24 protein-coding genes are annotated in these 20797 nt (G+C 71.5%); 16 read left to right on the top strand and 8 right to left on the bottom strand.

From position 1 onward, the window contains the following. The first annotated feature begins 82 nt into the window (after positions 1–82). Both B0675_RS25575 and B0675_RS25570 read left to right on the top strand, forming a co-directional pair. Positions 83–550, top strand: coding sequence for a nuclear transport factor 2 family protein (locus B0675_RS25575; protein WP_081221480.1), 468 nt, complete (start codon positions 83–85; stop codon positions 548–550). 28 nt (positions 551–578) lie between these two features. Next, positions 579–995: a carboxymuconolactone decarboxylase family protein gene (locus B0675_RS25570; protein WP_081221479.1), complete on the top strand. Its 417-nt coding sequence runs from the start codon at positions 579–581 to the stop codon at positions 993–995. 53 nt (positions 996–1048) lie between these two features. Here the strand turns inward: B0675_RS25570 and B0675_RS25565 are convergent, their stop codons facing one another. Both B0675_RS25565 and B0675_RS25560 read right to left on the bottom strand, forming a co-directional pair. Beyond that, entirely contained in the window at positions 1049–1711 is a 663-nt protein-coding gene (locus B0675_RS25565; RefSeq protein ID WP_081221478.1) for a response regulator transcription factor, read from the bottom strand. Further along, positions 1708–2934: a sensor histidine kinase gene (locus tag B0675_RS25560; protein WP_241539980.1), complete on the bottom strand. Its 1227-nt coding sequence runs from the start codon at positions 2932–2934 to the stop codon at positions 1708–1710. Before B0675_RS25560 ends, B0675_RS25565 begins: the two co-directional genes overlap by 4 nt. Positions 2935–3297: 363 nt before the next feature. Here B0675_RS25560 and B0675_RS25555 point away from each other — a divergent pair, with 363 nt between their 5' ends. Together B0675_RS25555 and B0675_RS25550 are read left to right on the top strand one after the other, a co-directional pair. Beyond that, a complete protein-coding gene (locus tag B0675_RS25555; RefSeq protein ID WP_081221476.1) occupies positions 3298–3852 on the top strand; it encodes a heme-binding protein in 555 nt (184 codons plus the stop codon). 267 nt (positions 3853–4119) lie between these two features. Next, positions 4120–4728, top strand: coding sequence for an ankyrin repeat domain-containing protein (locus tag B0675_RS25550; protein ID WP_081221475.1), 609 nt, complete (start codon positions 4120–4122; stop codon positions 4726–4728). A gap of 105 nt (positions 4729–4833) precedes the next feature. Here the strand turns inward: B0675_RS25550 and B0675_RS25545 are convergent, their stop codons facing one another. Next, on the bottom strand, positions 4834–5721 hold the full coding sequence (locus tag B0675_RS25545; RefSeq protein WP_081221474.1) for a GntR family transcriptional regulator: 888 nt from the start codon (positions 5719–5721) through the stop codon (positions 4834–4836). Between the two features lie 317 nt (positions 5722–6038). Here B0675_RS25545 and B0675_RS25540 point away from each other — a divergent pair, with 317 nt between their 5' ends. The 6 genes from B0675_RS25540 (at position 6039) to B0675_RS25515 (ending at position 12198) form a co-directional block, all read left to right on the top strand. After that, a complete protein-coding gene (locus tag B0675_RS25540; RefSeq protein WP_081221473.1) occupies positions 6039–7478 on the top strand; it encodes a cellulose binding domain-containing protein in 1440 nt (479 codons plus the stop codon). Positions 7479–7669: 191 nt separating this feature from the next. Next, complete coding sequence (locus B0675_RS25535; RefSeq protein ID WP_143661097.1) at positions 7670–8122, top strand: hypothetical protein; 453 nt, start codon at positions 7670–7672, stop codon at positions 8120–8122. Between the two features lie 127 nt (positions 8123–8249). Next, positions 8250–8765, top strand: a complete 516-nt coding sequence (locus B0675_RS25530) for a SigE family RNA polymerase sigma factor (protein WP_081221471.1) — start codon at positions 8250–8252, stop codon at positions 8763–8765. An 8-nt stretch (positions 8766–8773) separates the two neighbouring features. Further along, positions 8774–9292: a hypothetical protein gene (locus B0675_RS25525; RefSeq protein ID WP_081221470.1), complete on the top strand. Its 519-nt coding sequence runs from the start codon at positions 8774–8776 to the stop codon at positions 9290–9292. 201 nt (positions 9293–9493) lie between these two features. Then, positions 9494–10762: a bifunctional glycosyltransferase family 2/GtrA family protein gene (locus tag B0675_RS25520; RefSeq protein ID WP_081222010.1), complete on the top strand. Its 1269-nt coding sequence runs from the start codon at positions 9494–9496 to the stop codon at positions 10760–10762. A 203-nt stretch (positions 10763–10965) separates the two neighbouring features. Continuing rightward, positions 10966–12198, top strand: a complete 1233-nt coding sequence (locus tag B0675_RS25515; RefSeq protein WP_107482840.1) for a glycosyltransferase family 39 protein — start codon at positions 10966–10968, stop codon at positions 12196–12198. 74 nt (positions 12199–12272) lie between these two features. Here B0675_RS25515 and B0675_RS25510 read toward each other — a convergent pair whose 3' ends face one another. Both B0675_RS25510 and B0675_RS25505 read right to left on the bottom strand, forming a co-directional pair. Next, a complete protein-coding gene (locus tag B0675_RS25510) occupies positions 12273–12602 on the bottom strand; it encodes an antibiotic biosynthesis monooxygenase (RefSeq protein ID WP_081221469.1) in 330 nt (109 codons plus the stop codon). Positions 12603–12653: 51 nt separating this feature from the next. Further along, positions 12654–12842, bottom strand: coding sequence for a hypothetical protein (locus B0675_RS25505; RefSeq protein WP_081221468.1), 189 nt, complete (start codon positions 12840–12842; stop codon positions 12654–12656). Between the two features lie 294 nt (positions 12843–13136). Here B0675_RS25505 and B0675_RS25500 point away from each other — a divergent pair, with 294 nt between their 5' ends. The 3 genes from B0675_RS25500 (at position 13137) to B0675_RS25490 (ending at position 15770) form a co-directional block, all read left to right on the top strand. Next, entirely contained in the window at positions 13137–13613 is a 477-nt protein-coding gene (locus B0675_RS25500) for an Asp23/Gls24 family envelope stress response protein (RefSeq protein WP_081221467.1), read from the top strand. A 136-nt stretch (positions 13614–13749) separates the two neighbouring features. After that, positions 13750–14073: a hypothetical protein gene (locus tag B0675_RS25495; protein ID WP_081221466.1), complete on the top strand. Its 324-nt coding sequence runs from the start codon at positions 13750–13752 to the stop codon at positions 14071–14073. A gap of 218 nt (positions 14074–14291) precedes the next feature. Next, complete coding sequence (locus B0675_RS25490; RefSeq protein ID WP_081221465.1) at positions 14292–15770, top strand: glutamate--cysteine ligase; 1479 nt, start codon at positions 14292–14294, stop codon at positions 15768–15770. Positions 15771–15887: 117 nt separating this feature from the next. Here B0675_RS25490 and gap read toward each other — a convergent pair whose 3' ends face one another. Continuing rightward, entirely contained in the window at positions 15888–16886 is a 999-nt protein-coding gene (gene gap, locus B0675_RS25485) for a type I glyceraldehyde-3-phosphate dehydrogenase (protein ID WP_081221464.1), read from the bottom strand. 114 nt (positions 16887–17000) lie between these two features. Beyond that, positions 17001–17957: a helix-turn-helix domain-containing protein gene (locus B0675_RS25480; RefSeq protein WP_081221463.1), complete on the bottom strand. Its 957-nt coding sequence runs from the start codon at positions 17955–17957 to the stop codon at positions 17001–17003. Between the two features lie 224 nt (positions 17958–18181). On the opposite strand from B0675_RS25480, the gene B0675_RS25475 reads away from it, so the two are divergent. Continuing rightward, entirely contained in the window at positions 18182–19354 is a 1173-nt protein-coding gene (locus B0675_RS25475) for an amidase domain-containing protein (protein WP_081221462.1), read from the top strand. A 94-nt stretch (positions 19355–19448) separates the two neighbouring features. Here the strand turns inward: B0675_RS25475 and B0675_RS25470 are convergent, their stop codons facing one another. Continuing rightward, positions 19449–19814: a DoxX family protein gene (locus tag B0675_RS25470; protein ID WP_081221461.1), complete on the bottom strand. Its 366-nt coding sequence runs from the start codon at positions 19812–19814 to the stop codon at positions 19449–19451. 108 nt (positions 19815–19922) lie between these two features. Here B0675_RS25470 and B0675_RS25465 point away from each other — a divergent pair, with 108 nt between their 5' ends. Both B0675_RS25465 and B0675_RS25460 read left to right on the top strand, forming a co-directional pair. Next, the gene (locus B0675_RS25465) at positions 19923–20300 is read left to right on the top strand and encodes a helix-turn-helix domain-containing protein (RefSeq protein ID WP_081221460.1); all 378 of its coding nucleotides are present in this window, start codon (positions 19923–19925) and stop codon (positions 20298–20300) included. Between the two features lie 103 nt (positions 20301–20403). Beyond that, positions 20404–20739 carry a DUF6191 domain-containing protein gene (locus B0675_RS25460; RefSeq protein WP_081221459.1) on the top strand — a complete coding sequence of 112 codons (336 nt, stop codon included), beginning with the start codon at positions 20404–20406 and terminating at the stop codon, positions 20737–20739. The last annotated feature ends 58 nt before the right edge of the window (positions 20740–20797 follow it).

Below are 20797 nucleotides of genomic sequence, written 5' to 3'. Positions count from 1 at the left end.
CACTCTAAAATGGTCGGGTGTCACCGGCCACACGAGGACCGGGCGACGCACCGCAGTCGAATCCCCCATCTCAGGAGCCGCTGTGACGGAACGCCCCCCTCTCCCGCCGTTCACCCGTGAATCCGCCCTGGAGAAAGTCCGGCTGGCCGAGGACGGCTGGAACAGCCGGGATCCGCACAAGGTGTCGCTCGTCTACTCCGAGAACTCGCGCTGGAGAAACCGCGACGAATGGGTCGACGGGCGGGACGAGATCGTCGAGTTCCTGACCCGTAAATGGTCGCGAGAACTGGACTACCGACTCATCAAGGAACTCTGGGCATTCGACGGGAACCGCATCGCCGTGCGTTTCGCCTACGAGTCCCACGACGTCGACGGCAACTGGTTCCGTTCCTACGGGAACGAGAACTGGGAGTTCGACGCGGACGGCCTGATGGCGGTGCGGCACGCCTCGATCAACGACGTACCCATCACGGAATCCGGCCGCAAGTACCACTGGCCGCTGGGCCGTCGGCCGGACGACCACCCCGGGCTCACCGAACTCGGGTTCTGAGGCCGGATCCCCACGGAGGTGGGCGCACGTGACAGCCGACGCAGACGACGAGGGGCGCTACGCGACGGCCCTCGACACCGCCGGGCGGCTGCTCGGCATTCCGCTGACGGGATTCCTGGAACCCGGCCCCGGTGAGCCGGCGAACGGCGCGGACTTCAAGCGTCTGGCCACCGTCCACACCTTCGGCGACGCGTGGCCACGCACCGAGGTGCTCGACACGCGGACCCGTGCCCTGGTGTCCGTGACGATCGCCGCGACCCTCGGCACGCTCGAACCGCTGCGGGGCCAGCTCCGTATCGCGCTCAACAGCGGTGTGACGCCGGAGGAGATCGTCGAGGTGTTCATCCAGGTCGAGGCGTACGCCGGGGCCGCCCGCGCCTTCGACAGCTACCAGATCGCCCTCCAGGTGTTCGCGGAGGCCGACCGCGCCCGCCCGGACGGCTAGCCCGCCTCGGTCCGTGCGGGTGGGACGTCCGCGCCCACCCGGGACCTCGGGCGTCACGGCAGCAGGCGCTGTTCCTTCGCCACCGACACCGCGCCCGCCCGGGTGTCGACGCCGAGCTTGTCGTAGATGCGGCCGAGGTGGGTCTTGACCGTCGCCTCGCTGATGAACAGGGCCTTCGCGATCTCGCGGTTGCCGAGGCCCTGGGCGAGCTGGGTCAGGATGTCGCGTTCGCGGTCGGTGAGCGTGGGCCGCGGGCTGCGCATGTTGGCCATCACGCGGCTCGCGACCGGGGCCGACAGGGCCGTGCGCCCCTGGGCGGCGGCCTGGATCGCGGCGAACAGTTCCTCCGGGCGCTCGGCCTTCAGCAGGTAGCCGGTCGCCCCTGCCTCGATGGCCCGCGTGATGTCGGCGTCGGTGTCGTACGTCGTCAGCACCAGGACGTGCGGCGTGGCGCCGGGAGCCGCGGTGAGCCGGCGGGTGGTCTCCACGCCGTCGATGCCGTCGCCGAGCTGGAGGTCCATGAGAACCACGTCGGGGGCGAGCCTGGCGCTGAGGGCCAGCGCCTCCTCGCCCGTACCCGCCTCGCCGACGACCTCGATGTCCGGGGCGCTGTCGAGCAGGGCGAGCAGTCCCGCGCGGACGACGGCGTGGTCGTCGCACAGCAGGATGCGGACGGCGGGCCGGGAGGCGTCGGGCGCACCGGGGGCGGCTGTCATCGGGGGGACTCCAGGGGGATCGCTGCGGACAGGACCGTGCCCTCTGCGGGCGCCGACTCGATGGTGAGGGTGCCGCCGAGCTGGCTCGCCCGGGCGCGCATGGCGGGCATTCCGTGTCCGCGCACCCCCTGCGAAGCGGCGGGCGGCTCCCCAGGGGTGAAGCCGCGGCCGTCATCGGCGACGTCGAGGACGACCTGGTCGTCCAGCAGGGTGAGCGTGAGCGTGGCCGTCCGTGCCCCGGAGTGCTCCCGTACGTTGGCCAGGGCGCCCTGGGCGATCCGCAGCAGGGCCGAGCGGACGCGCTCCGGCACGTGCGGGACGCGTCCCGCGTCGTCGACGTGGACCCGGACGGTGAGGCGTTCACCCGACTCACGCCGGGCGAGCGCGCGCAGGGCCTGGTCGAGGGCCGTGCCGCGGGCCAGGTCGGCCGGACCGAGGTCGTGCACGAAGCGGCGCGCCTCGTCGAGGTTGTGCTCGGTGACGGCCTCGGCGGTGCGGACATGGGCGCGCGCCTTGCCGGGGTCGGACTCCCAGACACGGTCGGCGGCCTGGAGCAGCATCTGCTGACTCGACAGTCCCTGGGCGAGCGTGTCGTGGATCTCCATGGACAGCCGCTGCCGTTCGGCGAGGGTGCCGGCGCGGCGCTCGGCGGCGGCGAGTTCCCGGCGGGTGCGGATCAGGTCGTCGATGAGGGCGCGCTGGCGTGCGGTCTGCCGTTCCATCTGGAGGAAGACGGCGGTGGCGATCGCGGCGACGGCGGGCGGGGCGAGCAGCAGGTTCGGGTCGAAACCGCCGGCGAGGCGGAGCTGGGCGGCGACGACGAACACCGTCAGGACCACGACCAGCACGAGCGCCGCCCGGGTGGGCAGCATGCGCAGGCCCGTATAGAAGAGCGGCACGGCGCACCAGGCGAAGCTGGGGGCGAGCAGGACGAGGACCATCCACACGGCGACGACGGCGGCCAGCCAGCCGAGGCCGGGGACGGCGGGCAGCCGGTCACGGGGCCGGCCCCGGGCGGGCAGCCGGTCACGGGGCCGGCCCCGGGCGGGCTCCCGGCCGGAGCGTCCCGTGTGGCCGCGGACGGCTCCAGCGGAGGGGACGGCGTACAGGACGGCCAGGACGACGGAGAGCGCGATGATCCACGGCGTGCGGGTCTCTCCGGGATGGCGCAGCAGGAAGCGCGCGAGGGCGCCGCCCAGCAGCAGGAAGAACGCCACGTGCATCACGACGCCGAGCAGGCGGGTGTCCGCCGCGTACCGGGGGTCCGTCCGCTCGTCGGCGCCGCCGCTCCGGACCGCGCCCGCGCCGTCCGCGCGGTCCGCGCCGGGGGCCTCGACGTCCGTCCGGTCCGTTTCCGTGTCCATGCCGTCCACCTCCTTCTCGGCTTCCGCTCGCGGCTCTGGCCTGCCCGAACCCTTCCATGGTGACCCGTCCGGGCGGGTCCGGGGTCATCCGATCGGTTGACCCCGGTGTGGGCCGGTCGGCAGCGCGCGGCGAGCCGGAACGCCGACGGTGACGGCCTTCCCCCGGCACCAGGCTGGAGAGCGGAAGAAGCGAACCGCCCTCCCAGACCTGGAGTCGACCTCATGAAGAAGCTCTCCCGCCGCGCCCGTATCGCCACCGGCGGTGCCGTGCTCGCCGCCGTCGCCGCCGGCACGTTCGGCACGGTGTCCGCGAACGCCTCGTCGTCCGCCTCCACCGGCGTCACTCCCGTCGCGAGCGTGAAGGGCGGCAGCACGGTCACGTCCACCCACCTCTCGATCGACGCCGCCACGAAGGGTGCGCAGGCCGCGCTCGACGCCGCCGAGAAGGAGAACCAGAAGGTGACGGTCGCCGTCGTCGACCGCAACGGCAACACGCTCGTCACCCTGCGGGGCGACGGCGCGGGCCCGCAGTCCTACGAGTCCGCGGAGCGCAAGGCGTACACGGCCGTCTCCTGGAACGCGCCCACCTCGGAACTGGCCAAGCGCCTGGCGCAGGCGCCGAACCTGAAGGACATCCCCGGCACGCTGTTCCTCGCCGGTGGCGCGCCCGTGGACGTGAAGGGTGCCCCGGTCGCGGCGATCGGTGTCGCCGGGGCCCCCTCCGGTGACCTCGACGAGAAGTTCGCGGCGGCGGGCGTGGCGGCGCTGGGCCGTTGACCCGGAAGCGGTCGGCCTTCCGGCGGGCCGGGGCGGGGTTCCACCGGGTCGGTGGGACCCCGCTCGGGAGCCGGGGTGGGGTTCCACCGGGTCGAGAGGGCCCCCGCCCGAAGACGGTCCGGTGGAACGACCCGGCAGAGCCCGGCGCGCACTCCTCAACGCATGATGATCTCGGCGGGCCACCACCTCACCGGGGTTCCGTCGCGGGGGGGGGCCGCGACCCGCGCGCGGCCCGCCCTCACGTGTACGACGAAGGAGCACAGCCCCATGAACCCGCACGACCTCGCCCTGCTCGACGCCGCCCGTGAGGGCGACGCGGACTCCGTGCGCTCCGCGCTCGCCGCGGGCGCCGACACCGAGGCACGCGACGCGCACCGCCGCACCCCGCTGCTCCTCGCCTCCCTCGGCGACCACGTGCCGGCGGCGGAGGTGCTCGTCGCCGCGGGCGCGGACGCGGACGCCCAGGACGACCGCGAGGACAGCGCCTGGCTGGCCACAGGGGTCACCGGCAGCGTCGCCATGTTGCGGACGCTGCTCCCGGCACGCCCTGACCTCAAGGTCCGCAACCGCTTCGGCGGCATCGCGCTCATCCCCGCCGCGGAACGGGGGCACGTCGACTACGTCCGCGCGCTGCTCGACGAGACGGACATCGACGTCGACCACGTCAACCGCCTCGGCTGGACCGCCCTGTTGGAGGCCGTGATCCTGGGTGACGGCGGACGGGCGCACCAGGAGATCGTGGAACTGCTCCTCGCGGCGGGTGCCACGCCCGGGCTCCCGGACGCCGAGGGTGTGACCGCTCTGGAGCATGCGGAGCGGCGGGGGTTCACGGTGATCGCGGGCCTGTTGAGGGCCGCGAACGGGGAACGGTCCTGACGTCGGCGGACAGTGGCACCGCCCGCGGGAGACGACGGCGCGGGTGACGGAGGACGGGGCGGGGGGGCTACACACATGCGTGTCGCCCCCCCGCCCCGTCCTCCGTCACCCGGCGGGCCGGCCGTCGCCCCGGTCGCCGACGCGTCCGAAGAGGTCGCCGGCCACCACTCCTCGGGTGGAGAACGTGACGGGTTCGCCCGGCAGGAAGTCTCCCGGCGGGATGCCGGGGTGGTGCCCGTCCCCCGGTGACGCGTGCCCGGAGCGCGGGCCGAGCGCCAGCCGGGACACGATGCGGTAGCGGTCGCCCCGGTAGATCGAGTGGACGTACTCCACGGGCCGGCCGGCGGAGTCCGAGGTGAGGCGCTCGAAGAGGAGGGCCGGGGAGAGTTCCGGCACGTCGAGCAGGCCGGCCTCGTCACGGCTCACCACGGTCGGTTCGATCGACTGGACCGCCTCGCTGACCTGGATTCCGTGCCGCTCGCCGAGATGTTCGTACAGGTCGCCGTTCTCCAGTTCGTCACTGGTCAGGTCGGGCACCAGGGCGGCGGGCACGTGCAGGTACTCGATGGCCATCGGCGCGCCGTCGACCAGTCGGAGGCGCGCCACGTAGCGGATTCCGGCCGCGGGCGAGATGCGCAGTCTGCGGCCGACCCGGGCGCCCGCGGGGAGCGTGCTGAACTCCAGGAGTCGGCTGGTCCACGTTCCCGCGGCCTGCGGCAGGCTGAAGGTCTCCCGGCCCGACACCAGTTCCTGGGTGATCTTCTCGGCCGCCACGAACATACCTCGGCCGTGCTCGCGTACGAGCAGCCCGGCGACGACGAGTTGGTCGACCGCGGCTCGCAACGTCGGTCGTGAGACGCCGAGTTCGGCGCAGAGCGTGCGCTCGGAGGGGATGGCGTCCCCGGGGCGGCGCTCCTCGATGAGTTCGAGGATCGTGTCGCGCACTCTCTCGCGTTTGAGTACCGCGCGGGAGGCGGCGGGATCGATCTCCATGCGGTGCTCTCGTTCGTCGTCGGTACCGGCCAACTGGTATGGCCCCTGACCATAACTGGTCCGTCGGCCAAGGGCGGCCTCCGTGATCGAGCCGCCCGAACCTCTCCCTCCGCTCGGCGGCAACCACACCCTCCTCCACCAAGTCCCCCTTAACCCCAAGGGGGTTGACGCCTGCAATGGTCTATGCCACCTTCATGCGACGTCAACTGGTAAAGCCCACGGGCCAACTGGTCAAGCGCGTACCGCCGTTCTCCCCACCGTGTTCCTGCGCACCCCCACCCTCCCGCGCCGAACGGGAGCCCCCGAAAGGAACTCACATGAGAAACCGTCCGCCGACCGGCCGCCGCCGTCTGGCACTCGCCCTGTCCGCCCTCCTCGGCGGCAGTGCCCTGATCGCCCTCCCGACGACCGCCGGCGCCGCCGACGGTGGCGTGGCCGTCCAGTACCGCACCAGCGCGAGCGGAGCCACCGCCGACCAGAGCGAACCCTGGCTCAAAGTACGCAACACCGGTTCGACATCGGTCCAGTTGAGCCAGGTGAAGATCCGCTACTACTTCAAGGCGGACTCGGCGAGCACCAGCTACCGATTCGCGTGTTCCTGGGCGGTCAAGGGCTGCGCGAACATCACGGGCACCTTCGGCACGCTGGCCAACCCCACCGCGACCGCGGACCGCTATCTGGAGATCGGCTTCACCTCCTCGGCGGGCACGCTGGCGTCCGGCGCGGACACCGGTGACATGCAGCTGCGCTTCTACCAGTCCAACTGGCAGACCCTCAACCAGGCGGACGACTACTCCTTCAGCGGCGCGCAGACCTCGTACGCGGACTGGAACAAGGTCACCGCACAGCTCGCGGGCGCCACCGTCTGGGGGACCGCTCCGGCCGGCAACGACCCGACGGATCCGACCGACCCCACCGACCCGACGGATCCCACCGACCCGCCCGGCGGCGGCCAGTCCCTGTTCGACGACTTCAGCTACACGTCGTACACCGACCCGGCCATCTCGGCGCACGGGTGGAACGTCCGCTCCAACTCCGGCGGCCCCGGGGTCCCCGGCGCCAACTGGGACCCCTCGAAGGTCACCTTCCCCACCGTGTCCGGGAACAAGGTGATGAACCTGGAGACGTCGACCGCGGGCACCGCGGAGTCGACCAAGCAGACCGAGGTCGTCTCCAAGAGCACCAAGTTCAAGAACGGCACCTACGCGGCGCGGGTGAAGTTCGCCGACGCCCCCCAGTCGGGCCCCGACGGCGACCACCTGGTGCAGACGTTCTTCACCATCAACGACCTCAAGGCCCCGATGGCCGACGACTACGCCGAGTACGACTTCGAGTACCTGCCCAACGGTGGCTGGGGCGAGTCGGGCAACATCCTGTACACGACGTCCTGGGAGACGTACAACCCGGACCCCTGGCAGGCGGTCAACCAGCACACCGAGTCGCGCCAGAGCTACGCCGGCTGGCACGACCTGGTGCTCACGATCGACAACAGCAGCATCAAGTACTACATCGACGGACAGCTCTTCGGCACCCATGACGCCCAGTACCTGCCGGAGCGGCCGATGTCGATCAACTTCAACCAGTGGCTGATCGACCTCGCCGGACAGACGTCGACGACGGCCCGGGCCTACAACGAGCAGGTCGACTATGTCCTGCACGTCAAGGACCAGGTGCTCACCCCGGCCCAGGTGTCCGCGAAGGTGGCCGCGTACCGCACGGCCGGCACCGCGTTCGTGGACGAGGTCCCGGCCTCCTGACCCGTCCGCCCCACCGCACCGCTGCCGCACGACCGAGGCCTCCGACCGCGGGCGGGCCCGTCCTGGACACCGGGACGGGCCCGTCCGCGCATCCATGCACCCGACCCGACGCGAGACTCCGGCAACCGCGTCGGGAACGAGACCGGTCCGCACCCGGGTTGGGCGGGTCACCGGCTGAGCACAGTAGGGATGTGGAATGGACCAGCCTTCTCAGCACCACCATGGGTGCCCTCATCGCCCTTGCCGCGTCCGCGCTCGCCGAACGACGCCGCTGGCTGCGGGAGAGTGAGCAGCGCACCCGGGACGACCGCCGCGCCTCCTACGTCGCCTTCCTGAACGCCACCGCGGAGGCCAGCGAGATCCTGGTCAACATCGCCCGGGGCCACGACAGCGACGAGACCGCGCTCGCCCGGGCCGCGACCGTCCTGCGCGACAGCGACGTCCTGCCCCGCCGGCTGGAACTCTCCCTGGTGGCCGACGACCACGTCGTCCGGCAGGCCACCCACACCGTCGCCCTGTTGCGCACCTACCGGGACACCGTCGCCCAGGGGCTCCCTTTCGACTCGGAGGAACTGCAGAGCGCCCGCGTCGCCTTCAACGAACAACGCGACCGCCTCACGCAGCACATGCGCGGCACGCTCTGACCTGCGCGTCGTCACACCGCCGCCCCCGCATGCCGTGACCCAGATCACGCGCCCGAAGTGCATAGCGAAGCGCCCCCCGGCGTCTTTCTCCAGGTGTACGAAGGCGGCAAGTGCGGGGACGGTGCGGATGCGACAGCCAAAGAGCGAGGGGACCGACGGGTTCGACGGATTCGTCGCGGCCCGTTGGTCGGCACTGTTCCACCTCGCGCGCCTGCTCTGCGCGGGTGACCGGCACCGCGCCGAGGATCTGCTCCAGGAGGCACTGGTCAAGCTCTGGTTCGTCTGGCCGAAGGTCGCCGACGAGGCTCCCGAGGCGTACGTGCGCAAGGTCCTTGCCCGTGCCGCCGCCCGCTCCGCGCGGCGCCGCTGGTGGGGCGAACGCCCCGTCGAGCAGTTGCCCGACCTGGCACAGACCGCGGACGAGTCCGCCGCCGTCGTGGAACGCTCGCGACTGGAGACGGCCCTCGCCCAACTGCCGCCCCGGCAGCGGGCCGCGGTCGTGCTGCGCTACTACCAGGACCTGCCCGAGAAGCAGGTCGCGGAGGTCCTCGGGTGCCCGCTGGGTACCGCCCGTTCCCACGCGTCACGCGGTGTGGCGCGCCTGCGCCAGATCCTGGCGGACGTCATCGAGCCGGTGGGGTGAAGGATTCCATGGACCACTTCGAGCGGGAGTTGGCGCGGATGATGCGCGACTCCCACGAACACACCCCCTTCGGCCCCGCACAGCAGGACGGCCTCCGGTCCGGCGTCCGCGGACGCCGCCGGATCCGCGCGGCCCGGAAGGCGGCCGGCTCGGTGCTGGCGGTCGCCGGAATCAGCGTCGGTCTGTTCCTGATGCCGCACGCCCGGAACCAGGAACGGCCGCAGGCGCCCCTCCCACGCCCCGCCACCACCCCGACGTCCCCCGCCGTGACGCCGGCACCGACCCTCTCCCCCAGCGAGACGCCCACCGGTTCGGCCACCTCCACGGCGGAGGACGGCGCGGGGACCTCCGTCACACCCGACAGCCCCACCGCGCCCGAGAGTTCGACCTCGGTCGCCGCCGATCCGACCGGAGGGCCGACCACCGGTCCGCCGGCCACCACCCCGGCGCCACCCAGCGGGACGCAGTCCACCGCGACCTCGAACGTCACCTCCTCGTACGGCGCCGGAACGCACGGCACCGAATAGCCCCCACCCACCACGCCCCCTCTCCCGTAGCCGCCGCGCTCGGGCCCGGACCTCCTGATCGCCGCCGGACCGCGAGCCGCTTCCGCCTGTCCGGCGACAGCGCACAGAACAGGACGAAACGTGATGAAGACACCGAGTTCCGCTCCCGTGGACCTCCCCACCCGGGCGATCCTGCACGACCCCCCTCAGGAGCGCCCGCCCATGGACCGACACCGCGACGAACGGCCGCACGGGGAGCGGCGGCCCCCGTACCCCCGGCCCGCCCGACTCCCCCTGCCCGCGGACCACACGGAGCCCGTCCTCGACGTGGTCGTTCCCGTCTTCAACGAGGAGACCGACCTGGAGCCCGGCGTGCGGCGGCTCCACGCCCACCTGCGCGAGACCTTTCCGTACCCCTTCCGCATCACCGTCGCCGACAACGCCAGTACCGACGCCACACCGCTGATCGCCGCCCGGCTGGCCGCCGAACTGCCCGAGGCCCGGTGGATCCGCCTGGAGGAGAAGGGGCGCGGCCGAGCCCTGCGTACCGCCTGGTCGGCCTCGCGGGCGCCGGTGCTCGCGTACCTGGACGTGGATCTGTCCACCGAACTGAACGCGCTCCTCCCTCTGGTCGCCCCCTTGATCTCGGGTCACTCCGACATCGCCATCGGCACTCGTCTCGCCAGAGGCTCGCGCGTCGTCCGCGGCCCCCGCCGCGAGATCATCTCCCGCGGCTACAACGCCCTCCTGCGCTCCACCCTCGCGGTCGGCTTCTCCGACGCCCAGTGCGGGTTCAAGGCCGTGCGCAGCGACGTCGCCGAACGGCTGCTGCCCCTGGTCGAGGACTCCGCCTGGTTCTTCGACACCGAACTGCTGGTGATCGCCGAGCGCGCCGGGCTCCGTATCCACGAGGTGCCGGTCGACTGGGTGGACGACCCCGACAGCCGGGTCGACCTGGTCTCCACCGTCGTGGCCGACCTGCGGGGCATCGCCAGGATCGGCCGCGCGCTGGCCCGCGGAACCCTGCCCACGGCCAGGTTGGGGCGGTCGGCGGACGCCGTGCCCCCGGACTCCCTCACGGCGCAGCTGCTGCGGTTCGCCGGCGTCGGCGTGGCCAGCACCGTCGGATACGTACTCCTCTACGCGGCACTGCGTCCGGTGACGGGGCCGCAGGCCGCCAACGCCTGGGCGTTGCTGGTGTGCGCCCTCGCCAACACCGCCGCGAACCGGCGGTTCACCTTCGGTCTGCGCGGCGGCGGTGCGCTGCGCCACCAGGTGAAGGGGCTGGCCGTCCTCGGCATGGGGCTCGCGTTGACCAGTGGCTCACTGGCCGCTCTGCACCGCTGGGCACAGGCCCCGGGACAGGCAACCGAGATCGCCGTCCTGGTCGGCGCCAACCTGGCGGCGACGCTGCTGCGGTTCGCGCTCCTGCGCACCTGGGTGTTCCCCACGACCGCCCCCGGCAACGGCACATCGGGAGGCCCGCGATGATCAACCCTCCCGCCCGAGCCGGGACTTCACCGAACGAGGACGGCATCTCCCGCCCCGGCGGAGGACACCGCCCCTTGGCCGCCCCGCGACCGGACAGGAGAACTCCGCCGAGTGTCAGAGCCCTGCACCCGGCACCGAACGCCGACGAACCGCACGAGGGCGACACCCCGCTCCGGCTCCGCGCCCAGGAGGCGTCGGAGAGACTGTGCCGGTCGGTGCGGCCTCATGTGCCGGTCCTCGCCCTGTACGGCACGCTGAAGCTGACCGGCTTCTGCGTCTTCATGTTCCTGCTCGACTCGACCGGCGACTTCCGGCGGAAGCATCCCCGCTTCGGGGGCGGCGCCCACACCTGGGACGTCCTCGCCACCTGGGACGGCTGGTGGTACCAGCAGATCGCCGCGCACGGCTACCACCCGGCGCTCGTCCCGGTCCCCGGCGCCACCGGCCTGATCACCTTGGAGGGCAACTCCGCAGCGTTCTTCCCGCTGTATCCCGCCCTCATGCGCCTGGTCTCCTCCGTCACGGGACTGGGCCTGTTCGGCGCCGGACTGACCGTCTCGATCGTCGCCTCGTTCGTCGCGGCGCTGGGCATCCACGCCGTGACGTCCCGCGTCAGCGGCACCCGTGCCGGGCTGGCCGCCGCCGGGCTCTTCGCCGTGTGGCCCGGATCGGGCACGGAGTGGTCCGGCTACTCGGAATCCCTCTACATCGCCCTCGCCGCGTGGGCCTGTCACGCCGTCATGCGCCGCAACTGGCTCACCGCGGGCCTCCTGACCTGCCTGGCCGGTCTCACGCGTCCGACGGCCACCGCCCTCATCGCCGCGCTGGCACTCGCCGTCCTGCTGGAACTGCGCCGCCACCACCGCGAAGCACGCCGGTGGGGCTGCCTGCCTGCCCCGGACGGAAGACGACGCCGAGGTCCGGTCCTGCGGCCCCTCGCGGCCGTCGCGATCGCTCCGCTCGGTCTGGCCGGCCATCTCGGCTGGGTGGGGCACCGGATGGGCGACTACGGCGGCTACTTCGCGCTCCAGAAAGGCGCCTGGGCCCACACGTTCGACTACGGGCGGCAGACCTTCGACGTCTTCACATCGCTCCCGGTCGGCCACTTCGACTACCTCTTCGCGTACCCCTACGAGGACCTCGTCGGCGCCGCCACGGTTCTGCTCGGCCTGCTCGCCCTGCCTCTGCTCCTGCGGTTGCGCCCGCCGCCGGTCCTGGTCGCGTACACCGTGCTGACGATGGCGCTCGTCCTGGGAAGCCAGCAGATCTTCGGCAACGTCTCCCGCTATCTGCTCCCCGCCTTCCCGCTGTTGATCCCCTGCGCCACCGCCATGCGCCGCCTCGGCACACCGGTGCTGTGCACGGTCCTCGGCCTCGCGGCACTCGCCTCCGGCTCCTACGCCGGATACGTGCTGTTCGAGCTGGGCGTGCCCTAGGAAGGTCAACCGCCGCGACGCGCACCGCGGTTGACCTTCCCGCGGGAGGTCACACCCCCGCGACGGCGCAGCGGCTACGGCTTGGCCGGAGCGGCCTGCTGCACGACCTCGAAGGACCACAGCGTGGATCCGCTCGCGGCGGGCCGAGGACGCTCGCCGCCAGAGGCGGCACCACCCTGGTGGGCGGCCTGCATCGGGCCCTCCATCCAGGCCTGGAAGGACTCCTCGTCACGCCAGCGGGTGTAGACGAGATAGCTGTCGGTGCCTTCGAGGGGCCGCAACAGCTCGAACCACTCGAACCCGTCGGAGCCCTCCACCGCGTGGGCCCGCGAGGCGAAGCGCTTCTCCAATGTCTCCCGCTGCTCGGCAGGGACGGTCAGTACGTTGATCTTGACTACGCTCATGACCCCATCCTGCCGCACGGCGACAGGGCCACCCCCGAAGGGCCGCACCGCTCATCGCGTCCGCGGGGCGGGACCTCCCGGGGCGCCGCGTCGGGCGGCGAGGTCGAGGCTGTTGCAGACGCGCCTGAGGTGCTTGGCGACGGCGCACGGCGTCCGGTCCGCGGCGCACTGGCGGCAGGAGTTCAGGTGCTCGTCGTACGACCTGCGCGCCTGATCGAGGGCGTCATCGGGGGTCTGCATCCTGGGCTCCTGACGCGGGGGGACACGCCGGGCTCACACGGCGCGCGAGGGGGGAGGGTGAAGAGCGTCCCGCATAGTTGCCCGAGGCGCCCACCGGCATTTTGATCTTGTTACTTCAGGTAGGGCAAGCGACGGCGGGATCGACCTGCCTGAGCGTGCTCTTGCAGATCGATCGGCGTTTCGCACCTTTTCTCTCCTATCGCACGAATTACTCCGTTTGTGTGACGATAGCCACTAGGGCGTGCCCGTTATATGGCCGGGCACTTCGTACGTCTCCGTATGGAGGAGGTCTCGATGACGGACCTGAGCAGCAGCCCCGCGACCAGCAAGAACCAGACCGACAAGTCGACCCGTTCCGGCTCCGGAGGCAAGGGTGATCCGGCCGGCCGGGGGCGGACCACCATCGCCGACAGTGTGGTGGAGAAGATCGCCGCAGCGGCCGCGCGGGATTCCGTGGGCGTGCACAGCCTGGGCAGCGGCATGGCGCGAACGCTCGGATCCGTGCGCGACCGGGTCCCCGTCGGACGTCCCGGAGCGAGCCGTGGAGTGAGCGTCGAGGTGGGTGAGCGCCAGGCGGCGGTGGACCTCGACCTGGTCGTCGACTACGGGTATCCCATCGCGGATGTGGCCACCGGCGTACGTACCGACGTGATCTCGGCCGTGGAGCGGATGACCGGCCTGGAGGTCGTGGAGGTCAACCTCGCCGTCGGCGACGTCCATCTGCCCGACGAAGAGGACGACACACCGCAGTCGGAGAGCCGCGTGACGTGACCCGGCACCCCTCCGCCGATCGCCGCGACGATCGCTCCGAGGGACCCTCCCCCGCTCACCGAGCATCCGGTCCAGTCCTTGCCGGGCACCCCGAGAGCCCCGCTTCGCACGAAGAATCCTCAGGAGGTGTGTCGCCGTGGACGAGAAGGACCACCGGGACGCTGTCCGGCTGTCTCCGCTCGAACGCGCCGCGCTCGCGGAGATCGAGGAAGGGCTGCGGCACGACCACGTCGGACCGGACCAGCCTCCCACCCCGGCCCGCCGGTCGTGGCTCCCGCTCTCGATCGTGCTGATGCTGATCTGCTCCGTTTTTCTCGCCGTCGTCGGCTACCGCACGTCCCAGCCCGCCGTCCTGTGGTGCTTCGCGATCCTGTGGCCGCTCACCGTCATCCAGGCCGTCCGGCTGGTACGACGCTGGATGAAGGCCGGCGGTCGCGGACGCATCACCTCCTGGTTCTGAACGGCCGGACGGCGGGAGCCGGTTGAGGTGCGTCACCCCGGCCCGACGTGATCGGACCGGCGGGGAGGCAGGGCGCCGCAGCGGGGCCGGATCCTGCGGCACCGGTGTCCGGTCACACCCCGCCGACGGGGGCGCACCCTCTCTCGCATGGTCGGACCGGCTTCGCGGTGCGAGGCTGGAGGGGAGATGTGTCCGTGGGGTGAGACCCGGGAGGGCCGATGGGGCGAGATGTTCCGGCGCTGGTCTTCACCCGCGAGGACCGACGCCAGTACCGCATCAAGATGCAGGAGTGCCTCGACGCCTTCGCGCAGATGCTGCGCGAGTCACGGTTCGACGCGGAGCGGCCCCAGGTGGGCCTGGAGATAGAGCTGAACCTGACCGACGCCGAGGGCGACCCGGCCATGCGGAACAGCGACGTGCTCGACGCGATCGCGGATCCGGCCTGGGACTCCGAGTTGGGCCGGTTCAACCTGGAGATCAACGTGCCGCCCCGGCGGCTGACCGCGGGCGGTCCCGACGCCTGGGAGGAGGAGATCCGCGCCGCGCTGAACCACGCCGACGAACGCGCCAGGACCATGGGAGTCCACCTGATCATGGTCGGTATCCTCCCCACCCTGCGCGAGGAGGACGTGGGCCCGAAGGCCCTGTCGGAGAACGCCCGTTACCAGCTGATCAACGAGCAGGTCTTCGCGGCACGCGGTGAGGACCTGCTCATCGAGGTGGACGGCGTCGACCGGTTGCGGACCTACGCGGAGACCATCACGCCGGAAGCCGCTTGCACGAGCACGCAGTTCCATCTCCAGGTGTCGCCCGAGGAGTTCGCCGGCTACTGGAACGCGGCGCAGGCGATCGCCGGGGTGCAGGTCGCGCTCGCCGCCAACTCTCCGTTCCTGTTCGGCAAGGAACTGGCACACGAGACACGCATCCCGCTCTTCGAGCAGGCGACGGACACCCGTCCGCAGGAGATCAAGGCCCAGGGCGTACGGCCCCGGGTCTGGTTCGGGGAGCGGTGGATCAACAGCGTCTTCGACCTCTTCGAGGAGAACCTCCGCTACTTCCCTGCCCTGCTGCCCCTGTGCGAGGACCAGGACCCCACGGGGATGCTGGACCGCGGCGACATTCCGGATCTCGGCGAACTGACCCTGCACAACGGCACGATCTACCGCTGGAACCGTCCGGTGTACGCGGTCGTCCAGGGCAGGCCGCACCTGCGGGTGGAGAACCGCGTACTGCCCGCGGGCCCGACGGTCGCCGACACTCTCGCCAACGGGGCCTTCTACTACGGCCTCACCCGCGCGCTCGTCGACGAGGACCGGCCGGTCTGGTCACGGATGTCCTTCTCCGCCGCGGAGGACAACCTGCACGCGGCGGCACGGCACGGCATCGACGCCCGCCTGTACTGGCCCGGAACCGGCGAGGTCCCGGTGCCCGAACTCGTCCTGCGCAGACTGCTGCCGCTGGCCCACCAGGGCCTGGAGCGCTCGGGCATGGACGCGGCCTGGCGGGAACCGTTGCTCGGCATCATCGAGCAGCGGTGCGTCACCGCGCGCAACGGCGCGGTCTGGCAGAAGGAGATGCTGCACCACCTCGAGGCCTCGGGCCACCAGGACCGCCACGAGGCCCTGCGGCTCATGACCCGGCAGTACATCGACTACATGCATCTCAACGCCCCGGTCCACACCTGGCCGGTGGACTGAGGAGACCGCGCGGGTCGACCGGGCCGTCGGTGCGCCCCGGCCCTTCCCGAGGGGCACCCCGGCGCTCGCCTGCTCCCCCGTTCCGCCGGGGCCCGCCGGGGTGTCGTTCGTCCTCGGTCAGCTCGCGGCGAGGAGCTGGAGCGTGTCGATCACGCGGTTGGAGAAGCCCCACTCGTTGTCGTACCAGGCGACGACCTTGATGTGGCGGCCGTCGACGCGGGTGAGGGCCGAGTCGAAGATCGACGAGGCCGGGTTGCCCGTGATGTCGGACGACACGAGGGCGTCCTCGGAGTACTCCAGGACGCCGGCGAGCGGGCCCTCCGCCGCCGTGCGGTAGGCGGCCAGGACCTCGTCACGCGTCACGTCGCGGGCCACGGTCGTGTTCAGCTCGACGATCGAGCCCACCGGGACGGGCACGCGGATCGAGTCGCCGGACAGCTTGCCCTCGAGGTTCGGCAGCACCAGCCCGATCGCCTTGGCGGCGCCGGTCGTCGTCGGCACGATGTTGACGCCGGCGGCACGGGCGCGGCGGGGGTCGCGGTGCGGGCCGTCCTGGAGGTTCTGCTCCTGGGTGTAGGCGTGCACGGTCGTCATGAAGCCGTGCTCGATACCGGCGAGTTCGTCGAGGACGGCGGCCAGCGGGGCGAGCGCGTTGGTGGTGCACGACGCGTTCGAGACGATCGTGTGGGTGGCCGCGTCGTAGGCGTCGTTGTTCACGCCGAACGCGAGCGTGACGTCGGCGCCGTCGGACGGCGCGCTGACGAGGACCTTCCTGGCGCCGGCGTCGAGGTGCGCGCGGGCCGCCGCGGCCGACGTGAAGCGGCCGGTCGCCTCCAGGACGACGTCGACGCCGAGTTCCGCCCAGGGCAGCTGAGCCGGCTCGCGCTCGGCGAGCACCTTGATGCGGTGGCCGTCGACCACCAGGGTGTCCCCGTCGACGGTCACGGGTCGGCCGAGGCGGCCGGACGTCGAGTCGAAGGCGAGGAGCCGGGCGAGCGCGGCCGGCTCGGTGAGGTCGTTGACGGCGACGACCTCCAGCTTGGTGTCGCGTTCGAGCAGCGCGCGCAGCACGTTGCGTCCGATGCGGCCGAATCCGTTGATGGCGATGCGAGTCATGAGTGGTGTCCTTCCGGTCCCTGCGGGTTCCCTCCCAGCCTCGCTCGCGCGGCGCCGCCGTGACACCGGCGAGATCGCCATGGTCCGCAAGGATCGCGCCAGCGGGTGGCGGGGCTATTCGCCCTGGGTGAAGGTGCGCCGGTACTCGCTCGGGCTGGTGCCGAGAATGTGCTGGAAGTGGAGCCGCAGATTGGCGCCCGTGCCCAGGCCGACGCCTGCGGCGATCTGCTCGACGCTCCACTGCGAACGCTCCAACAGCTCACGCGCCATGTCGATCCGGGCCCGCATCACCCACTGCATCGGGGTGTAGCCGGTGTCGTCGGCGAACCGCCGCGAGAAGGTCCGCGGTGACACCGCCGCGTGCTCGGCGAGCCTGTCGAGGGAGAGGGGTTCACCGAGCCGGTGGAGTGCCCACTCGCGGGTGGCGGCGAACCGTTCGCCCAGCGGCTCGGGCACACTGCGTGGCACGTACTGGGCCTGACCGCCGCTGCGGTAGGGAGCGGCGACCAGGCGCCGGGCCGCGTGGTTCGACGCGGCCACACCGAGGTCGCCGCGCAGGATGTGGAGACAGAGGTCGATGCCCGAGGCGGCGCCCGCCGAGGTGAGCACGCTGCCCTCGTCGATGAAGAGGACGTTCTCGTCGACGTGGACGAGCGGGTGCTTCGCCGCGAGCGCCCGGGTGTAGTGCCAGTGCGTCGTGGCGCGCTTGCCGTCGAGCAGCCCCGTGGCGGCGAGGGCGAAGGCGCCGGTCGAGATGGCGGCCAGCCGTGCCCCTCGCCGGTGGGCGGCGATCAGCGCGTCGACGACGGCGCGCGGCGGGTCCTCGCGGTCGGGGGAGCGGTAGCCGGGGACGAAGACGATGTCGGCCCACGCGAGGGCGTCGAGGCCGTGGGCGACGTGGTACGACAGTCCGTCGCCGCCCGTGACGAGCCCGGGTTCCGCGCCGCACACCCGTACCTCGTACGGCATGCTCGCGCGGGTCGTGAACACCTGCGCGGCAATTCCGACATCGAGCGGTTTGGCCCCTTCGAGGACGAGGACGGCGACGCGATGCAGACGGCTTCCTGACACGGGAGAAAGGGTACGTGGCCTGCGCTCGCGGGCCGGTCGGCCGGGCCGTACGGGCAGCCGGCCGGGGGACGGGACGCGCCTGTGCGAGGGGCCGGGGCCCCAACGGCGCCGCGCCGTCCGCAGATTACGGCGATATCACTTCGACAACCCCCTTCACGGGAGCCACACATGCCGTGCGAGGATGCGGCCTCCGGTATCGAATACCGGCGTAGAGGGGAACACCATTGAAATCAAGGAAACTGAGCCGTAAGCGGCAACGCGCGACCATAGTCACGGCGGCGGCCGCATCGGTCGTCGCCGGAGCGGCGCTGCTGCCCAACTGGTCCGCCGGCGCGGCGAGTGTCGCCGCCGACCCCAAGGTGGACGCGTCCACGAAGGCCACCTTCCAGAAGCTGGCCGACGCGGTCTTCACCGACCGTACCGACGCCCTGGTCGACAACGGGACGAGCAAGCGGGCCACGTCCCGGTTCTCCGGCGACGTGCGTCTGTCCTCCACCCAGACGCGCACCGAGAAGTCCGCGCTGTCGCAGCTCGAGGGCCGCAAGGACCGTCTGGCGAAGCTGGGCGAGAAGTACCGTGCGGGGAACACGACGGTCTCGCTGGACACCACGAAGGTGAAGGGCCGTCACGCCACCGTCACCGTCACCGAGACGACGACGCTGACGTACGACAAGGCCACGGGCTCCGAGCCGAAGACCACCGGCTTCCAGGCCCACCACCAGCTGACGTTCAAGGCCGACCGCAAGGGCGACTGGCAGCTGACCGGTGTCCGGGACACCGACGACGGTGTCGCGGTCAACCAGGTCGCCACCACCCCGCTCGTCGCCGCCCCGAAGACCGCCGACGACGGGCCGCCCACGGCCGCCCGTTCGGCGATCACGAAGAACCCGGCGGCGAAACCGAAGAACCTCACGGCCTCCGGTTACGACTACAAGGCCATGGCGGCGTACGCGGCCAAGTACTGGAAGACGTACAACCCGGCGTACCCGGACTTCAACGGGGAGGGCGCCGGCGGTGACTGCACCAACTTCGTCAGCCAGTCCCTGAAGGCCGGTGGCTGGAAGCACGTTCCCGGTTACACGAACGACTTCCACAACTGGTTCGGTACCGCGGACATCCAGTCGGACTCGTTCATCGGTGTCAACGAGTTCTCGTGGTTCGCGCTGTCCTCGAAGCGTGTCACCAGCCTCGCCAACGTCTACCAGCTGGACATCGGCGACGTGCTGCAGATGGACTTCAACAAGGACGGGTCCAAGGACCACAGCATGATCGTCACGTACCGCAGCCCGCAGGGTGTGCCGTACCTGTCGTACCACTCCACCAACACCTACAACAGGTCGGTGGCGAGCATCATCGCGTCGTACCCGAACGCCGCGTACTACGCCTACCGCACCTGACGGTCGGCGGAACGGGGCGGGAGTCGGCCGGGTGCCGTGCTCCCGCCCTTTTGCGTGTCGCCCGACGCCCCCGCCCCGGGCGCGCGTCCGGACGTCAGAGCCAGGTGGTGCCGAGCCGGGCGGACGCCGCCGCTGCGACCAGCAGGGCGATGTTGAGGCCGATCAGCCGGGCCTCGCCGCGGGAGACGTGGACGGCGATGCCCCCGGCCTGGAGGAGGACGAGGCCCACCGCGGCGGCGACGGCGAGGACGGGCGCGATCCCGGTGAGGGGCGGCAGTATCAGCCCCGCCGCGCCGAGGATCTCCAGCGTCCCGATCACTCTGACCAGCGCCATGGGCACCCGGTCGACCCAGCCCATCATGGGCCGGAGCTGTTCCTGGCTCCGCAGGACCTTCATGCCCCCGGCGTAGACGTAGAACAGCGCCAGCAGCCCCGCGACGATCCAGTACGCGACGTCCATGGTCATTCCCTCGCACAATAGTTACCCGGCGTAAGTTGCCCCATGATGGGTCACCGTCGAGGGGCTCACAAAAGGCACACGGGTGTGCGTCACGTACAGGGAGCTGTCATGTCGGAGTACGAGCACACATGCATGATCCGCGGGGACGGCGGGCGGACGATCCGCGCCGTGCTCGACCGCATCTGCGACAAGTGGACCCTGCTGATCGTGACGACACTCGACCAGGGACGGCTGCGCTTCACCGACCTGCAGCGTCAGGTCCCGGGGATCTCGCAGCGGATGCTGACGCTGACCCTGCGGAATCTGGAACGCGACGGTCTGGTGTCGAGGACGGCGTACGCGGAGGTTCCGCCCCGGGTCGAGTACGCGCTGACGCCGAACGGCCGGAGCCTCATCCCGCCGGCGCTCGCGCTGGCCGGCTGGGCGATGGAGCACATCGCGGACATCGAGGCGAGCAGGGCCGCGTACGAGGAACGAACCGGCTGATTCGCCCCGAAGGGGAGCCGCGGCCCGCCAGTTCAGCGGGCCGTGCTCACGTGTCCGGAGAGTGGGCCGGACGCCGGACCGGTCCGGGGCGGATACTGGCGGCATGGGATTCGTCGTCTTCATGACGTTGCCGGGACTGGTCATCCTGCTGACGGCGGTGGCCTTCGCCGACCAGCTCGTCCTGCGTCTGGGCCGGGCGGGACTGCTGCCCTGGCGGAACAGCGCCCGGCACGGGCAGATATCGGCGACCGGTTTCGAGCAACTGCACGCGACCTTCTCGCCGGGCAAGCAGAGCGAGTTGAAGGAACGGCAGTCGGCGCTCATCCTCCGCGACGACGAGGAGGACGGCGCGCCGCCGAACAGGACCATGGTGGATCTGGACGGTGGAACGGCGGTCGTCCGCATGGCCGCCGAGCGCGCCTCTCGGGGACGCCGGTAACCGGCCCGAGCGGGCGGGCCCCGTGGAGGCGGGAAGGTGCGGCGCGCGGGACGCACCG

The organism is Streptomyces sp. M41(2017) (assembly GCF_002078175.1).
In the GTDB taxonomy this organism is placed as follows: domain Bacteria; phylum Actinomycetota; class Actinomycetes; order Streptomycetales; family Streptomycetaceae; genus Streptomyces.
Note: the sequence above shows the minus strand (reverse complement) of the source record. Positions and strands in the feature narration are given on the sequence as shown.